This is a genomic window from Aeromonas sp. sif0611 (genome assembly GCF_019218845.1).
Lineage (GTDB): Bacteria > Pseudomonadota > Gammaproteobacteria > Enterobacterales > Aeromonadaceae > Aeromonas > Aeromonas media.
The window spans coordinates 643,285-658,618 of sequence record NZ_JAHUWU010000001.1; the positions used below are offsets into that span (position 1 = coordinate 643,285).

Sequence of the window (15,334 nt, forward strand, 5' to 3'; positions counted from 1 at the left end):
GGGATTTATTCCATAAATTAGATTGTTCTAGCATTCAATTCTGTGAAGAATAGGGGTAGAGAAATTTGATACTAAAAAAAGCTTTTCTGCCAACGCGCCCCCAGGGGAAGGAATCACGCTCACCATGTTCACTATCGACAAGTCGCACAAGCTCGACGATGTCTGCTATGACATTCGCGGCCCGGTGCATAAAGAGGCCCGCCGTCTCGAGGACGAAGGCCACCGCATCATCAAGCTCAACATCGGCAACCCGGCCCCGTTCGGCTTCGATGCGCCGGAAGAGATCATCAAGGATGTGATCCTCAACATGCCCCAGAGCCAGGGCTACTGCGACTCCAAGGGGCTGTTCTCGGCCCGCAAGGCGGTGATGCAGTACTACCAGCAAAAGGGGATGCGCAAGGTCGACATCGACGACATCTACATCGGCAATGGCGCCAGCGAACTCATCGTCATGGCCATGCAGGCGCTGCTCAACAACGGCGACGAGATGCTGGTGCCCTCCCCCGACTACCCTCTGTGGACCGCCGCCGTCACCCTCTCCGGTGGCCATGCGGTGCATTACCGCTGCGATGAGGGGGCCGACTGGCATCCGGATCTGGACGATATCCGCGCCCGCATCACCCCGCGTACCCGCGGTCTGGTGCTGATCAACCCGAACAACCCGACCGGCGCCGTCTACGGCAGCGAATTTCAGCTGGAACTGATCGAAATCGCCCGCCAGCACAATCTCATCATCTTCGCAGACGAGATCTACGACAAGATCCTCTACGACGACATCTCCCACACCAGCGTCTGCACCCAGTGTGACGACGTCATGGTGGTGACCTTCAACGGCCTCTCCAAAGCCTACCGCGCCTGTGGTTTCCGTCAGGGCTGGATGGTCATCACCGGGCCCAAGGGCCGCGCCAGAGGGTATATCGAAGGGCTGGAGATGCTGGCCTCCATGCGGCTCTGTGCCAACGTGCCCATGCAGCACGCCATCCAGACCGCCCTGGGTGGCTATCAGAGCATCAACGAGCTGATCCTGCCGGGCGGCCGCCTGCGCCGCCAGCGGGACAAGGCCTGGGAGCTCTTGAACGAAATCCCCGGCGTCTCCTGCGTCAAGCCCAAAGGGGCGCTCTACATGTTCCCGCGCCTGGATCCCAAGGTGTATGACATCCGCGACGACCAGAAGATGGTGTTCGATCTGTTGCAGCAGGAGAAGCTCTTGCTGGTGCAGGGCACCGGCTTCAACTGGCCGGCGCCGGATCACTTCCGGCTGGTATTCCTGCCCCGGGAAGAGGAGCTGGAAGAGGCCATCGGCCGCCTCGCCCGCTTCCTCAAAAGCTACAAGCAGTAAGCCCCACTCATGAAAAAGGCTCCCTCGGGAGCCTTTTTGTTATCTGTCGTTTTTTATCCGTGCCATCAGCCTTGCAGCAGGGCGCCAGCCACCAGCACCCCCATGGTGATGAGAGCGACGCCCAGGATAAAGGGCAGTACCCAGCGTACGAAGCGATCGTAGGGGATCCTGGCGAGCGCCAACCCCGCCACCAGGTGGGCGGCGGTGGGAGCGAACAGGTTGATCCAGCCGGAGGCAGACTGATAGGCGGTGATCACCAGATCCCGCGAGATGCCGGAGAAGTCAGCCAGCGGCCCCATCAGCGGCATGGAGACGGTCGCCAGCCCCGAGGTGGAGGGGATGAAGAAGCTCAGGATGATGTGCACCAGATAGGCCATCAGGATGAAGACCGACGACGACAGCCCGCTCACCAGCCCCTCGGCCCAGTGCAATATGGTGTCGATGATGACGCCTTGCTCCATCACCACATAGATACCCCGCGCCACCGCGACCACCAGGGCCACCCCGATGAGATCCCGTGCACCGTTGAGGAAGGTCGCCACATAGTTGGACTCCGGCATCCGGTTGATGATCGCAATCAGGATGGAGGCGCTGAAGAACAGGGTGGAGAGCTCGTCGAACCACCAGCCTAAGGTAGGCAGCAGATCGATGCCCAGATCCGACCAAGGCACCACGGCATAGATCATCAGCAGGAAGGTGCCGAAGAAGACCAGCATGGTGAGCTTCTGCTTGCCGGTGAAGGCGAGATTGCCGCTCTTCATCTGGGAAAACTCGTCGTCATAGACGATGTCGGCCAGCACGGAGCGGGACTTGTCCTGCTGCACCTGCTTGGCGTAGCGCATCACGAACCAGGAGGCGAAGATCACCAGCAGCAGCCACTGGATGAGCCGCAGGCCAATCCCCTCCCCGATGGGAATGCCGGCAAAACCGGAGGCGATGCCGGTGGCAAACGGGTTGACGGTGGAGGCCAGCACCCCGACCCCGGAGCCGAGCAAGATGATCCCCGCCGCCACCATGCGATCGAAGCCAGCGGCCATCATCACCGGCACGATGAGCGCCCAGAAGGCGACCGTCTCCTCCGCCATGCCGAAGGTGGAGCCACCGAGGGCGAACAAAGCGATCAGCACAGGAATAAGCAGGCGCTCACGGCCGGCGAAGGCGCGCACTATGGCCCCCACCCCGGCATCGAGCGCCCCGCTCTGCATGGTCACCGCCAGAAAGCCGCCGATGATGAGCACGAACAGCGCCACATCGGCCGCCTTGTGAAAGCCCTGGATCGGTGCCTTGAGCACCTCGAACACCCCCTGCGGTTGGGAGGGGAGCTCGGTGTAGCTGCCGGGCACCGGCAGCAGCCGCTCGTCGCCGCTGTAGTCAGCCACGGCCGCCGCCGCAACAGGCTGCTGGGTCTTGGCGGTCAGGTAGTTGTATTTGCCCGCCGGCAGCACCCAGGTGAGGGCCGCCATCAAGGCGATGATGATGAAAAGCAGGGTATAGACAGTGGGGAGTTGGCGCTTCTTGGGCGCCGCGGTTGATGTGGTCATAGCTTCCGTACCTCGGCAATGCCGTCATGTGATCCAAACAGCGCAAGCCTAGCGGGTTTGATATGGGAAAAAGGTGATCGTCGATAATAAAATTCCGCAACATGACGGGATTTTTGCCAAAAAAACAGGGCCCCGTAGGGCCCTGTTTTCACTTGAGTCAGGCTCAGAGCTCGACCACGTCGAATGTCACGTCCGGATTCACATCCGCATCGTAATCGACTTCGTCCAGACCGAAACCGAACAGGCGCAGGAACTCCTGCTTGTAGCCGGCGTAGTCGGTGAGCTCGGACAGGTTCTCCGTGGTGATGGAGGGCCAGAGATCGCGGCAGGTCTGCTGCACGTCTTCACGCAGCTCCCAGTCATCCATGCGGATACGGGCCTGCTCGTCCAGCGCCAGATCAGCGCCGTACAGACGGGTACGCAGCATGCGATCCACCTGCTCCATGCAGCCTTCGTGGATGCCCTTCTCCTTCATGATCTTGAAGGCCATGGAGATGTAGAGCGGCATCACCGGAATGGCAGAAGAGGCCTGGGTCACCACGGATTTCAGCACGGCCACGTGGGCAGTGCCGCCCTTGGCGGCCAGATCGCCACGGATGGCGGAGGCGGCGCGGTCCAGATCTTCCTTGGCGCGGCCCAGGGTACCATGCCAGTAGATGGGCCAGGTCAGATCGGTGCCGATGTAGGAGTAGGCCACGGACTTGGCGCCGTCGGCCAGCACGCCCGCATCACGCAGGGCAGCCATCCACAGCTCCCAGTCCTGACCGCCCATGACGGTGATGGTGCTCTGGATTTCTTCTTCATTCGCCGGCTCGACGGTGGCGGTGATGATCTGATCCTTGTTGGTGTCGATGGCAGTGGAGGTGTAGACCTCACCGATGGGTTTCAGCGCGGAGCGCACTACTTCACCGGTATCCGGCATCTTGCGTACCGGGGAGGCCAGGGAGTAGACCACCAGATCGATTTGACCCAAATCCTGCTTGATGAGCTCGATCACCTTGGCGCGGCACTCGTGGGAGAAGGCGTCACCATTCACGCTCTTGGCGTAGAGGCCGGCCTCTTTGGCAGCCTTGTCGAAGGCGGCGGAGTTGTACCAGCCGGCGGAGCCCGTCTTGGTCTCGGAGCTCGGCTTTTCGAAGAAGACGCCAATGGTGGCGGCGCCGCTACCGAAGGCAGTGGCAATCCGGGAGGCCAGACCATAACCGGTGGAGGCGCCGATCACCAGTACCTTCTTGGGACCATTCTCGATGGTGCCCTTGGCCTGGGTGTAAGCAATCTGGCGACGAACATTGGCTTCACAACCGACCGGATGAGTGGTGGTGCAGATAAAGCCGCGAACCTTGGGTTTGATAATCATATGGGGTCTCGACACCGTTAAATGGATGAAATCGTGGCATAAGATACCTCATTGTGACCTGCTATGGTGCTCTGATGTGTTGAACTGCGGGGAAAACGACCAGGATGCCACCGATTTTAGCGACAATGACCACCCAACGGGCGGGTTGCATGACCCCCAGTGGCACACCGGGGGTGTCGGCTCGCCCCATGAAGACATCCTGGCGGGAGTCGATGGCACTGGTCGATTGTCTGGTCAGGCGCCATGTACTAATGTGCAAAGGAAGGATCCAAGGAGGAGCCTATGTCACGCGTGCTGATCATCTCACTTGGCTGCCTGGTTGCCGCTACTACTCTGGTCGCCCGGGCCGATGTCTATCAATGTACCCGCAACGGCAATATCACCTTCAGCGACATCCCCTGCACCGGTGACAGCAAGCCGGTGCGGATGAATGTCTTCATCCCCTCGGCCGAGGAGGTCGAACGGGCAAACAAGCGGACCCGGGATATCGAGGAGAACCTGGCCAGCAGTCGGCAGCAGCGCCAGCTTGAGGCCCTGCGCCCCGAGATGGGCGCCAAGGGTCAGAAGATGAACCCCGAGATGACCAGATTCAGCGAGGGCCAATCAGACTCCACCACCTCCGAGACTGGCGAAACCCGACGCCTGGATGTGCCGGCTGTGACGCGTCAGTATCAAGACGAGATGGAGGCGCTGAACAAGCGTCTCTCCACCCTCAAGGCAAAATAAGCGCACCGTCCTCCAGCCCGGGTTCATAAGGATGCTGCTACCCCGGGAATATTGCGCTTCGCCGGTGGAAGAAGGTTATCAAGGGGAACAATAGGGCGTATGCGGTTATTTCCCACACACTTCATACTGATTCATCGTCTATTTCAACCGCCCATGATGACCGCCAATCCACCTCCCCCTCCAGCCGATATCCCGGCGCCTCAATGCCATTGCAGCCCTCATCGGCATCGGTCGATATTCATCTAACGCCGAAGTGATGAAATAAAAGCCCCAATGTAGCGACGACAATATCAAGTGCCAAAAGAGACGCCTTCATGCCAATATCAGGTGCGGTCAGAAAAGGGCGACAATATAAAAGAGCCTTATTCGAGACCGCACCATCAAGCAGCCATAATATCAACATTGAAAATTAAAGAGTTAATTCAGACTCGATGATGATTCATCAAAGAGCAATGCTATTGTTAATTCACTCAGATTAAGGTCGGTCTGTCATTCAAGGGTCTCATGGAGGAGCTCTGTCATGTTCTGGAATCAAAAAACAAGCAAGGAAGTGAATGAGCAGGTAGCAAAGATGGCAGAGTTGAGTGCTTTCGAGCAGGCCATCCAGTCCCAGGTGCCTTTCATCCAGTTTACCCCGGCAGGAGTGGTCACCTTCGCCAACGAGCTGTTTCTCAAGATCGTGGGCTTTGGACGTGAAGAGGTCATTGGCAAGCACCACAGCACGCTCTGTTTTCCGGAGGACGTCAAGACCCGAGATTATGAGAGCCTGTGGCAGGATTTGCGCGGTGGCATCTCCCGCAACGGGCGCTTCATCCGCCAGTCAAAATCGGGCAAGGCGGTCTGGCTGGAGGCCACCTATTTCCCCATCGTGATCGACGGCAAGGTGGTACGCGTCGCCAAGGTCGCCTCGGACGTGACACCGCAGCAATCCTCTCTGGAGCGCACCCAGGCCTTGCTGGCGGCGCTCGACAAATCCCTGGCGGTGATCGATTTCCAACCGGATGGCACCGTCATCACCGCCAACCAGAACTTCCTCCACTGCTTCGGCTACCGGCTGGAGGAGGTGGTCGGCAAACACCATCGCCAGTTCTGCGACCCCGAGTTTTACCAGAAAAACCCCAACTTCTGGCGCGATCTTGGCTCGGGGGACATCAAGTCCGGACTCTTCATGCGCCTTGGCCATCACGGGGAGAAGATATGGCTGGAGGCGACCTACAACCCCATCTTCAACCACGAGGGCAAGGTGGTCAAAATCATCAAGCTGGCGAGCGACATCACGGAGCGGGTGGAAAAATCCATCTCCACCCGGGAGGCGGCCCAGAAGGCCTGCGCCATCGCCAGCGAAACCGTCGCCAGTGCAGCCAAGGGGCGGGAGGTGATCGACAAGGTGCTGGAGACCTCCTCTCACATCAACACCTCGGTCAACGAGGTGAGCAAGCAAATAGATCTGCTCAATCAGCAATCCAAGAGCATAGAGTCCATCATCTCCACCATCAGCGGCATCGCGGATCAGACCAACCTGCTGGCACTCAATGCCGCCATCGAGGCGGCCAGGGCCGGCGAGCAGGGCCGGGGATTCGCGGTGGTCGCCGACGAGGTGAGGCAGCTGGCGGCCAGAACCTCGACCTCCACCAACGAGATCGTCTCGGTCATCAAGCACAACTCCGACATCACCTCCAAGATCACCCAGACCGTCTCCGTCGTCTCAGGCAAGGCGGTGGCGGGGCAGGATCAGGCCAACATCATCGCCGACGTCATCAAGGAGATCATCGAAGACGCGAACTCGGTCTCGGACACCGTCAAGAGTCTCTCCATCTGAGCTCGGGGTGCGCCATCCAATAAACAACGCGGGGCCTGGCCCCGCGTTGTTTATTGCTCATTCAAGAGACTCGAAGAGTGCGTCAATCCTCTCCCTGCAGATAGTGCCTCGCCTCCTCGTCGGCCTGACCCAGGGCCAGCTCCCACAACTCGGCAATGCAGAGCCCCTCCTCCCCCACCGCCGCTTCCTCCAGGGCCTCCAGGGCCCTAGCATCGGCCAGGGTGAAAGGGTGGTGGCTCAGTAAAGCTTTGGCCTCGGCCAGCAACTTCATGTCGCTCATGGTGTGGCTCCTTAATGGCCAGCATAGATCCCTGTCCAGACTGTAGCCGATCGGGGGAAAGTCAACTCTGGGCGGCGGCGCTGCGCACCCGGTTTTTGCCCGCGGGCAACTGACCGACCCCGATGCCGGCCAGCACGGCGGCGCAGGCAACCCATTGCAAGGCACCCAGCGTCTCCCCCAGCAGCAGATAGGCGAGCAGCAGGGTAAAGACCGGGATGAGGTTCACATAGGCGGCCGCCAGGGTCACCTTCACCTGGGTGACAGACCAGTTGTAGAGCAGGTAGGCGCCGAGCGTCACGAAGGCGCCGAGGAAGAGGATGACCCCCATGTCCTGCCAGTCCCAGTCCGCAGGCCAGGGGGCACTGAAGGCGAAGGGGGCGAAGAAGAGGGTGCCGACGAAGGCCTGCAGGGCGGTCAGGGTCAGCACGCCGTAGCGGCTGGAGAGCTTCTTGAACACCACTGAGTAGGTGGCGGCGCAGAGCATGGCCCCCATCTCCAGACTGTTGCCGAGCAAGGCATTGGGAGCGAACTCATCGGCCCCCTCGGCCAGCCCCAGCAGGGCGATGCCGCAGATGGCGATCGCAAAACCCAGCAGCTGGCGGCGGCTCACCCGCTCCCTCAGCAGCACGAAGGCCACCAGGGCCACCATCAGGGGCAGCAGCGCACAGACCATGCCCGCCTGCCCGGCACTGGTGTAGCGCAGGGCGTTGACCTCCAGCAGGAAATAGAGGCAGGGCTCCAGGGCGCCCATCAGGGCCAGCCAGCGCCAATCCCCTTTTTGATAGTGGAAGTTGCCGAGGTGACGGTAACACAGCAGCCAGCAGCCCGAGGCCACCGCCATGCGCATAAACAGCACCTGGCCGAAGGACCAGACCTCCAGCACATGTTTGAGGGCGATAAAGGAGCTGGACCAGAGCAGCATGGCCAGGGTGAGGGTCAGTATGGGTAGCGGGCGCACAATGCCTCCATGAATTGGGCCCCCGAATAATAACCATACGGCCTTGCGGTTGTCTAAAGGCACCTAACATCAGATAATACCGCCGCCTTCACACCGGAAAACCCATCGTCAATGACTGAGTACCTGCTTTTACTGGTCAGTACCGTGCTGATCAACAACTTCGTGCTGGTGAAGTTTCTCGGCCTCTGCCCCTTCATGGGCGTCTCCGGCAAGCTGGAAACCGCCATCGGCATGGGACTGGCCACCACCTTCGTGATGACGCTCGCCAGCGCCTGCTCCTATCTGATGGAGCACTATATCCTGATCCCGCTGGACATCGCCTATCTGCGCACCCTGGGCTTCATCCTGGTGATCGCCGTGGTGGTGCAGTTCACCGAGATGGTGATCCGCAAGAGCAGCCCGACCCTCTATCGCCTGCTCGGCATCTTTCTGCCCCTCATCACCACCAACTGCGCCGTGTTGGGCGTCGCACTGCTGAGCATCAACGAGCGTCACAACTTCATCCAGAGCATCATCTACGGCTTCGGGGCTGCCTGCGGTTTCTCGCTGGTGCTGATCCTGTTTGCCGCCATGCGTGAGCGTCTGGTGGCCGCCGACGTGCCGGCCCCCTTTCGCGGCGTCTCCATCGCCATGGTCACCGCCGGCCTGATGTCCCTGGCCTTCATGGGCTTTACCGGCCTCATCAAGATATAGCGCTATGACTCACATACTCTTTGCCATCCTGGTGCTGGCCCTGCTGGCCCTGGCCTTCGGCATCATTCTGGGCTATGCCGCCGTCAAGTTTCATGTGCAAGCCGACCCCATCGTCGACCAGCTCGATGCCCTGCTGCCCCAGACCCAGTGCGGCCAGTGCGGCTACCCGGGCTGCAAGCCCTACGCCGAGGCGCTGGCCAACGGCGACAAGATCAACAAGTGCGTGCCCGGTGGCGATGCCACCATGCGCAAGATAGCGGATCTGATGGGGGTCGAGCCCCAGCCGCTGGACGGTGGCGACGAAGCGGCCGTCCCCGTCAAGAAGGTCGCCTTCATTCACGAGGACATGTGCATAGGGTGCACCAAGTGCATTCAGGCCTGCCCGGTCGATGCCATCCTCGGCGCCACCAAGGCGATGCACACCGTCATCGCGGCCGAGTGCACCGGGTGCGATCTCTGCGTCGACCCCTGCCCGACCGACTGTATCGAGATGATCCCGGTGCCGACCACGGTCGACAACTGGAAATGGGATCTGGCCAAGGTCGCCATTCCGGTCAAGATAGTGGAATAAACAGCGGAGTAACCATGCAGCATCTGCTAGAACGCATCAAAGCCGGCACCCTCTGGGATTTTCACGGTGGCATTCACCCTCCCGAGAACAAGCACCAGTCCAGCCTGACCCCCGTCGTGGACGCGGGTCTCCCCCCCCAGCTCATCATACCGGTGCGCCAGCACGCGGGCCCGGCCGGCGAACTGCTGGTGCGGGTGGGTGACAGGGTCAAAAAGGGCCAACCGCTGACCCGTCATGACAAGGGTCGCATAGTGCCGGTGCACGCCTCCACCTCGGGCACCATCACCGCCATCGAACAACACACGGTGGCGCACCCCTCGGGCCTGGACGATCTCTGCGTCATCCTGACCCCGGACGGGGAGGATGCCTGGGGTGAGCGCAATCCCCAACCCGACTACTGGAATCTGGAGCGGGGCGAGCTGCTCGATCGCATCCAGCAGGCGGGGGTCGCAGGGCTCGGTGGCGCCGTCTTCCCGACCCACAGCAAGCTCGATGGCCGCGGCCAGCTCACCGAGATCCTGATCGTCAACGGCCTGGAGTGCGAACCCTACATCACCACAGACGATCGTCTGATGCAGGAGTATGCCGACGAGATCATGGAGGGCATCCGGGTGCTCAAGCACCTGCTCAAGCCCAAGCTCACCCTGATCGGGGTGGAAGACAACAAGCCGGCGGCCATCGACGCCCTGACCCGCCATGCCACAGACGCGGATGTGCTGGTCAAGTCGGTGCCGACCAAGTACCCCTCCGGCGGCGCCAAGCAGACCATAGAGCTGCTCACCGGACGCCAGGTACCCAAGGGGGGCCGGGCGGTCGACATGGGCATCATGGTGCTCAACGTCGCCACCGTTTTTGCCATCAAGCGCGCCATCATCGATGGCGAGCCGCTCATCTCGCGCATCGTCACCCTCACAGGGGATGCCTTCAAGCAACCGGGCAATGCCTGGGTGCGGCTCGGCACGCCGGTGCGCTGGCTGCTGCAGCGTTTCGAACTGCAACCGGAGGCGGATCAGCGGGTCATCATGGGGGGCCCCATGATGGGCTTCACCCTGCCCCATGCCATGGTGCCCGTGGTCAAGGCCACCAACTGCCTGCTCTCCCCCACCCGCGCCGAGCTGCCGCCCCCCGGCCCCGAGCAGGCCTGCATCCGTTGCAGCGCCTGTGCCGACGCCTGCCCCGCCAACCTGCTGCCCCAGGAGCTCTACTGGTACAGCCGGGTCAAGGAGTATAACAAGGCCGAGAAGCTCAACCTGTTCGACTGCATAGAGTGCGGGGCCTGTGCCTGGGTCTGCCCGAGCGAGATCCCCCTGGTGCAGTACTACAAGATTGCCAAGGATGACATCCGCGAGGTCCGTGCCGAGCACGAGAAGGCGGAGCGCGCCAAGCAGCGCTTCGAAGCCAAGCAGGCCCGCTTCGAGCGGGACAAGGCCGCGCGGGAGGCTCGCCACGCCGAGGCCGCCGCCCAGCGTCGCCAGGCCATGGCCGCGGCCGGGGGGGATGATCCCGTCGCCGCCGCCCTGGCCCGCCTCAAGGCCAAGCAGGATGCCGCCAGCGCAGAGACTCCGCCGGACAACGCCGCCATGATGGCCGCCCGCGAGGCGCGCAAGCAGGAGGCGCTGGCGCGCCGCGCCGCCAAGGCGGTCGAGACCGCACAGCCGGATGATGCCGGCACGGCTGTCGTTGCCGAAGCCGATCCCAAGAAGGCCGCCATTGCCGCCGCCCTGGCCCGCGCCAAGGCCAAGAAGGCTGCCCAGGCTGCCGGTGATGAGACCAGCAACACGGCTGCCGCCCCGGGCGAGCCGGTGGCTGAGCCCGCGGCCGAGGCCGATCCCAAGAAGGCCGCCATCGCCGCCGCCCTGGCCCGCGCCAAGGCCAAGAAGCTGGCGGCCGCCGGCGAGGTCGCGCCCGACGCACCCGTCCCCTCAAGTGACGCAGTGAGCGACATGCTGGCCGCCCCGGGGGAGCCGGTGGCCGAGCCCGCTGCCGAGGTCGACCCCAAGAAGGCGGCCATTGCCGCCGCCCTGGCCCGCGCCAAGGCCAAGAAGGCTGCCCAGGCTGCCAGTGACGAAACCAGCAACACGGCTGCCGCCCCGGGCGAGCCGGTGGCTGAGCCCGCTGCCGAGGCCGACCCCAAGAAGGCGGCCATCGCCGCTGCCATCGCCCGCGCCAAGGCCAAGAAGGCTGCCCAGGCTGCCGGTGACGAGGCCAGCAACACGGCTGCCGCCCCGGGCGAGCCGGTGGCCGAGCCCGCTGCCGAGCCCGCTGCCGAGGTCGATCCCAAGAAGGCGGCCATCGCCGCTGCCATCGCCCGCGCCAAGGCCAAGAAGCTGGCGGCCGCCGCCGAGGTCGCGCCCGACGCACCAGTCCCCTCAGGTAACGCCGTGAGCGACACGCAGGCCGCCCCGGGGGAGCCGGTGACTGAGCCCGCCACCGAGGTCGATCCCAAGAAGGCGGCCATCGCCGCCGCCATCGCCCGTGCCAAGGCCAAGAAGGCTGCCCAGACTGCCGGTGACGAGGCCAGCAACACGGCTGCCGCACCGGGCGAGCCGGTGACTGAGCCAGCCCCCGAGGCCGATCCCAAGAAGGCGGCCATCGCCGCTGCCATCGCCCGTGCCAAGGCCAAGAGGCTGGCGGCCGACGCCGCGGTCGCGCCCGAGGCGCCAGTCCCCTCAAGTGACGCCGTGAGCGACACGCAGGCCGCCCCGAGCGAGCCGGTGACTGAGCCCGCTGCCGAGGTCGACCCCAAGAAGGCGGCCATCGCCGCTGCCATCGCCCGCGCCAAGGCCAAGAAGCTGGCGGCCGATGCCGCGGCGCACACCCCTTCCCCTTCGACCGACAAGAGCCACTGATCCATGTTCAATCTCGCGAGTGCGCCCTTCGCCCATAACCGCAGACAGACCCAGACCCTGATGCTGCTGGTGATCCTGGCCTGTCTGCCCGGCTTCCTGGCCCAGACCTGGTTCTTCGGCTGGGGGACCCTGATCCAGATCCTGCTGGCCCTGGTGACGGCCCTGGGCTGCGAGGCCCTGGTCCTGCGCCTGCGCGGCCGCCCTGTCAAACCGGCCCTGCTGGACGGCAGCGCGGCCCTCACCGCCGTGCTGATCGGCCTCTCCCTGCCCCCTCTGCTGCCCTGGTGGATGCTGGTGCTGGGCACCGCCTTTGCCATCATCATCGCCAAGCACCTCTATGGCGGGCTCGGTCAAAACCTGTTCAACCCGGCCATGGTGGCCTATGTACTGCTGCTGGTCTCCTTCCCGGTCCAGATGACCAGCTGGCTGCCCCCCTCCAGCATCGCCGCCTACGGGGTCGACTTTAGGGACGCCGTCTCGGTGATCTTCACCGGCTTCAGCCTGGACGGCTACAGCCTGGCGCAGCTCAAGCAGGGGGTGGATGGCCTGACCATGGCCACTCCCCTCGACACCCTGAAGACGGGCCTGACCCAGGGGCTCACCGCCAGCGAAGTGATGACTCACGCCGTGTTCGAGGGTTGGGGCGGGATTGGCTGGAGCTGGGTCAACCTCGGTTACCTGCTGGGTGGCCTCTTCCTGTTGCAGCAGAAGGTGATCAACTGGCGCATTCCCACCGCCGTGCTGGGGGCCCTGCTGCTGTCTGCCACCCTGGGTTATCTGGCCACGCCGGACGCTACCGCCACCCCCATGCTGCACCTGTTCAGCGGCGCCACCATGCTGGGGGCCTTCTTCATCGCCACCGATCCGGTGAGCGCCAGCACCACGGCCAGGGGTCGCCTCATCTACGGCGTGCTGATCGGCGTGCTGGTCTACCTCATCCGTCGCTTCGGCGGCTACCCGGATGCCTTCGCCTTCGCCGTGTTGCTGGCCAACCTCTGCGTGCCGCTCATCGACAGCCTGACCCGTCCCAAGGTCTATGGGGATCGCCGCAAATGACTTCATCTTTGACTTCTCATACCAGCGGAACCGGAGCCACAACATGTTAAAGAGCATGCGCAAAAACGGCGTCACCCTGGCCCTGTTCGCCCTCGGCTGCACCGCCATGGTGGTGCTGACCAACGAGCTGACCCGGGATCGCATCGCTCACCAGCAACAGCTGGAGAAGCTGCGCACCCTGGAGGCCCTGCTGCCGGCGGGGAGCTATGACAACGATCTGGTGGCCAGCTGCAGGCTGGTCACCAGCCGCGAGTACCTGGGCAGCGATCAGCCCATGCCGCTCTACACCGCGACCCTCAAGGGGGAGCACACCGGCTATGCGCTGGAAACCGTGGCCCCCGACGGCTACAGTGGTGCCATTCGCATGGTGGTCGGCACAGATGCCAGCGGCGCCATCAGCGCGGTGCGGGTGCTGGCTCACAAGGAAACCCCGGGTCTTGGCGACAAGATCGAGCTGAAAAAATCGAGCTGGATAGAGAGCTTCGTCGGCAAGTTCCTTACCAAGGAGAACGCGGCAAGCTGGGCGGTGAAGAAGGATGGCGGCGAATTTGACGCCTTCACCGGCGCCACCATCACCCCCCGCGCCGTGGTCAAGGCGGTGAAGAATCTGCTGCTGCTGCAACAGGAGCACCCTGAGCTGCTGCAACAGGCCCCCTCCTGCGACGCCACCCCCTGACACCGGAGCCCCGTATGGCGCATACAACGGAACAAGCAATGGAACAAGTTGATGTGATTGACGGCCAGAGCCCGGCCGATGAGGGCAACAGCCGCCGCGAAGAGCTCAAGGAGCTGATGCTGCAGGGGCTGTGGAAGAACAACCCCTCCCTGGTGCAGGTGCTGGGGCTCTGCCCGACCCTGGCGGTCTCCTCCACCTTTACCAATGCCCTGGGACTGGGTCTTGCGACCATGGTGGTGCTGGTCTGCTCCAACCTGGCCGTCTCCCTGGTGCGCAACTGGGTGCCCAAGGACATCCGCATCCCGGTCTACGTGATGATCATCGCGGCCCTGGTGACCAGCGTGCAGCTGTTGATGAACGCCTACACCTATGGCCTCTATCAGGCGCTCGGCATCTTCATCGCCCTCATCGTCACCAACTGCGTCATCATAGGCCGGGCCGAGGCTTATGCCTCCAAGAACCCACCCCTGCTGGCGGCCATCGACGGCTTCATGATGGGGCTGGGCTTCACCCTGGTGCTGCTGTTGCTGGGGGGCCTGCGTGAGATCATCGGCATGGGCACCCTGTTCGACGGCGCCGATCTGCTGCTGGGGGAGTGGGCCAGGTCCCTGCGCATCGAGCTGTTCCATGCCGATGCCAGCCTGCTGCTGGCCATTTTGCCGCCAGGGGGCTTCATCGGCCTGGGGCTGCTCATCGCCGGCAAGAATGCCATCAACGACTGGATGGGCCGCAAACAGCGTGCCGACAAGGCGCACTGCAGCCTGCCCGCAGCCGGTGCCCGCACCACCCAGCTCTGAGGGCTGGCACCAAGACAGACATGAGACGCGATGAATAACCAAAAACGCAGAGAGATACTGGAGCGGCTGCGGGAGAACAACCCGCACCCCACCACCGAACTCAACTTCAGCTCGCCGTTCGAGCTGCTGATCGCCGTGCTGCTGTCGGCCCAGGCGACCGATGTCAGCGTCAACAAGGCCACCGACAAGCTCTATCCGGTGGCCAATACCCCGGCCGCCATGCTGGCGCTCGGGGTGGACGGCGTGAAGGAGTACATCAAGACCATAGGCCTGTTCAACACCAAGGCCGAGAACGTCATCAAGACCTGCGCCATCCTGCTGGAGCGCCACGGCGGCGAGGTACCGGAAAACCGCGAGGCACTGGAAGCCCTGCCGGGGGTGGGCCGCAAGACCGCCAACGTGGTGCTCAACACCGCCTTCGGCTGGCCCACCATAGCGGTCGATACCCATATCTTCCGGGTGTCGAATCGCACCGGCTTCGCGGTGGGCAAGAACGTGGATCAGGTCGAAGAAAAGCTGCTGAAGGTGGTGCCCGCCGAGTTCAAGCTGGATGTGCACCACTGGCTCATCCTGCACGGGCGCTACACCTGTCTGGCGCGCAAGCCACGCTGCGGCTCCTGTATCATCGAAGACCTGTGCGAGTACAAAGAAAAGGTCTACCCACAGAGCTGA

14 protein-coding genes are annotated in these 15,334 nt (G+C 63.0%); 10 read left to right on the top strand and 4 right to left on the bottom strand.

The features are described 5' to 3' along the window. Positions 1-124 precede the first annotated feature (124 nt). A complete protein-coding gene (locus KW824_RS02790) occupies positions 125-1,339 on the top strand; it encodes a pyridoxal phosphate-dependent aminotransferase (protein WP_005326864.1) in 1,215 nt (404 codons plus the stop codon). Positions 1,340-1,404: 65 nt separating this feature from the next. On the opposite strand, the gene KW824_RS02795 is transcribed toward KW824_RS02790, so the two are convergent. Next, positions 1,405-2,880 carry a YfcC family protein gene (locus tag KW824_RS02795; RefSeq protein ID WP_218408840.1) on the bottom strand — a complete coding sequence of 492 codons (1,476 nt, stop codon included), beginning with the start codon at positions 2,878-2,880 and terminating at the stop codon, positions 1,405-1,407. Between the two features lie 163 nt (positions 2,881-3,043). Then, positions 3,044-4,237 (bottom strand): enoyl-ACP reductase FabV, encoded by a 1,194-nt coding sequence (fabV, locus tag KW824_RS02800; protein ID WP_139751411.1) that lies wholly within the window; start codon positions 4,235-4,237, stop codon positions 3,044-3,046. A gap of 282 nt (positions 4,238-4,519) precedes the next feature. On the opposite strand from fabV, the gene KW824_RS02805 reads away from it, so the two are divergent. Next, complete coding sequence (locus KW824_RS02805) at positions 4,520-4,963, top strand: DUF4124 domain-containing protein (protein WP_218408841.1); 444 nt, start codon at positions 4,520-4,522, stop codon at positions 4,961-4,963. A gap of 520 nt (positions 4,964-5,483) precedes the next feature. Continuing rightward, positions 5,484-6,782: a PAS domain-containing methyl-accepting chemotaxis protein gene (locus tag KW824_RS21185; protein ID WP_005326868.1), complete on the top strand. Its 1,299-nt coding sequence runs from the start codon at positions 5,484-5,486 to the stop codon at positions 6,780-6,782. Positions 6,783-6,864: 82 nt separating this feature from the next. On the opposite strand, the gene KW824_RS02815 is transcribed toward KW824_RS21185, so the two are convergent. After that, a complete protein-coding gene (locus tag KW824_RS02815; RefSeq protein WP_042648673.1) occupies positions 6,865-7,062 on the bottom strand; it encodes a hypothetical protein in 198 nt (65 codons plus the stop codon). 61 nt (positions 7,063-7,123) lie between these two features. Then, positions 7,124-8,020, bottom strand: coding sequence for a DMT family transporter (locus KW824_RS02820; RefSeq protein WP_161507327.1), 897 nt, complete (start codon positions 8,018-8,020; stop codon positions 7,124-7,126). Between the two features lie 111 nt (positions 8,021-8,131). Here KW824_RS02820 and rsxA point away from each other — a divergent pair, with 111 nt between their 5' ends. From rsxA to nth, 7 genes are read left to right on the top strand one after another with little or no spacing between them, the layout of a single operon-like run. Then, the gene (gene rsxA, locus KW824_RS02825; protein WP_005326871.1) at positions 8,132-8,713 is read left to right on the top strand and encodes an electron transport complex subunit RsxA; all 582 of its coding nucleotides are present in this window, start codon (positions 8,132-8,134) and stop codon (positions 8,711-8,713) included. Positions 8,714-8,717: 4 nt separating this feature from the next. Further along, the gene (gene rsxB, locus KW824_RS02830; protein WP_005326872.1) at positions 8,718-9,284 is read left to right on the top strand and encodes an electron transport complex subunit RsxB; all 567 of its coding nucleotides are present in this window, start codon (positions 8,718-8,720) and stop codon (positions 9,282-9,284) included. A 14-nt stretch (positions 9,285-9,298) separates the two neighbouring features. After that, entirely contained in the window at positions 9,299-12,133 is a 2,835-nt protein-coding gene (rsxC, locus tag KW824_RS02835) for an electron transport complex subunit RsxC (RefSeq protein WP_218408842.1), read from the top strand. Between the two features lie 3 nt (positions 12,134-12,136). Then, on the top strand, positions 12,137-13,189 hold the full coding sequence (gene rsxD, locus KW824_RS02840) for an electron transport complex subunit RsxD (RefSeq protein WP_202045132.1): 1,053 nt from the start codon (positions 12,137-12,139) through the stop codon (positions 13,187-13,189). Between the two features lie 43 nt (positions 13,190-13,232). Continuing rightward, positions 13,233-13,865: an electron transport complex subunit RsxG gene (gene rsxG, locus KW824_RS02845; RefSeq protein WP_202045131.1), complete on the top strand. Its 633-nt coding sequence runs from the start codon at positions 13,233-13,235 to the stop codon at positions 13,863-13,865. Between the two features lie 38 nt (positions 13,866-13,903). Continuing rightward, on the top strand, positions 13,904-14,662 hold the full coding sequence (locus KW824_RS02850; protein ID WP_162519109.1) for an electron transport complex subunit E: 759 nt from the start codon (positions 13,904-13,906) through the stop codon (positions 14,660-14,662). A 30-nt stretch (positions 14,663-14,692) separates the two neighbouring features. Beyond that, positions 14,693-15,334, top strand: a complete 642-nt coding sequence (gene nth, locus KW824_RS02855; RefSeq protein ID WP_042648612.1) for an endonuclease III — start codon at positions 14,693-14,695, stop codon at positions 15,332-15,334.

What these genes read in the sequence shown, in the direction of transcription:
- rsxB (WP_005326872.1), top strand. Translation starts at nt 8,718, where the DNA reads ATGACTCACATACTCTTTGCCATCCTGGTGCTGGCCCTGCTGGCCCTG.
- KW824_RS02805 (WP_218408841.1), top strand. Translation starts at nt 4,520, where the DNA reads ATGTCACGCGTGCTGATCATCTCACTTGGCTGCCTGGTTGCCGCTACT.
- fabV (WP_139751411.1), bottom strand. Translation starts at nt 4,237, where the DNA reads ATGATTATCAAACCCAAGGTTCGCGGCTTTATCTGCACCACCACTCAT.
- KW824_RS21185 (WP_005326868.1), top strand. Translation starts at nt 5,484, where the DNA reads ATGTTCTGGAATCAAAAAACAAGCAAGGAAGTGAATGAGCAGGTAGCA.
- rsxD (WP_202045132.1), top strand. Translation starts at nt 12,137, where the DNA reads ATGTTCAATCTCGCGAGTGCGCCCTTCGCCCATAACCGCAGACAGACC.
- KW824_RS02815 (WP_042648673.1), bottom strand. Translation starts at nt 7,062, where the DNA reads ATGAGCGACATGAAGTTGCTGGCCGAGGCCAAAGCTTTACTGAGCCAC.
- rsxG (WP_202045131.1), top strand. Translation starts at nt 13,233, where the DNA reads ATGTTAAAGAGCATGCGCAAAAACGGCGTCACCCTGGCCCTGTTCGCC.
- rsxA (WP_005326871.1), top strand. Translation starts at nt 8,132, where the DNA reads ATGACTGAGTACCTGCTTTTACTGGTCAGTACCGTGCTGATCAACAAC.
- rsxC (WP_218408842.1), top strand. Translation starts at nt 9,299, where the DNA reads ATGCAGCATCTGCTAGAACGCATCAAAGCCGGCACCCTCTGGGATTTT.
- KW824_RS02795 (WP_218408840.1), bottom strand. Translation starts at nt 2,880, where the DNA reads ATGACCACATCAACCGCGGCGCCCAAGAAGCGCCAACTCCCCACTGTC.
- KW824_RS02850 (WP_162519109.1), top strand. Translation starts at nt 13,904, where the DNA reads ATGGAACAAGTTGATGTGATTGACGGCCAGAGCCCGGCCGATGAGGGC.
- nth (WP_042648612.1), top strand. Translation starts at nt 14,693, where the DNA reads ATGAATAACCAAAAACGCAGAGAGATACTGGAGCGGCTGCGGGAGAAC.
- KW824_RS02790 (WP_005326864.1), top strand. Translation starts at nt 125, where the DNA reads ATGTTCACTATCGACAAGTCGCACAAGCTCGACGATGTCTGCTATGAC.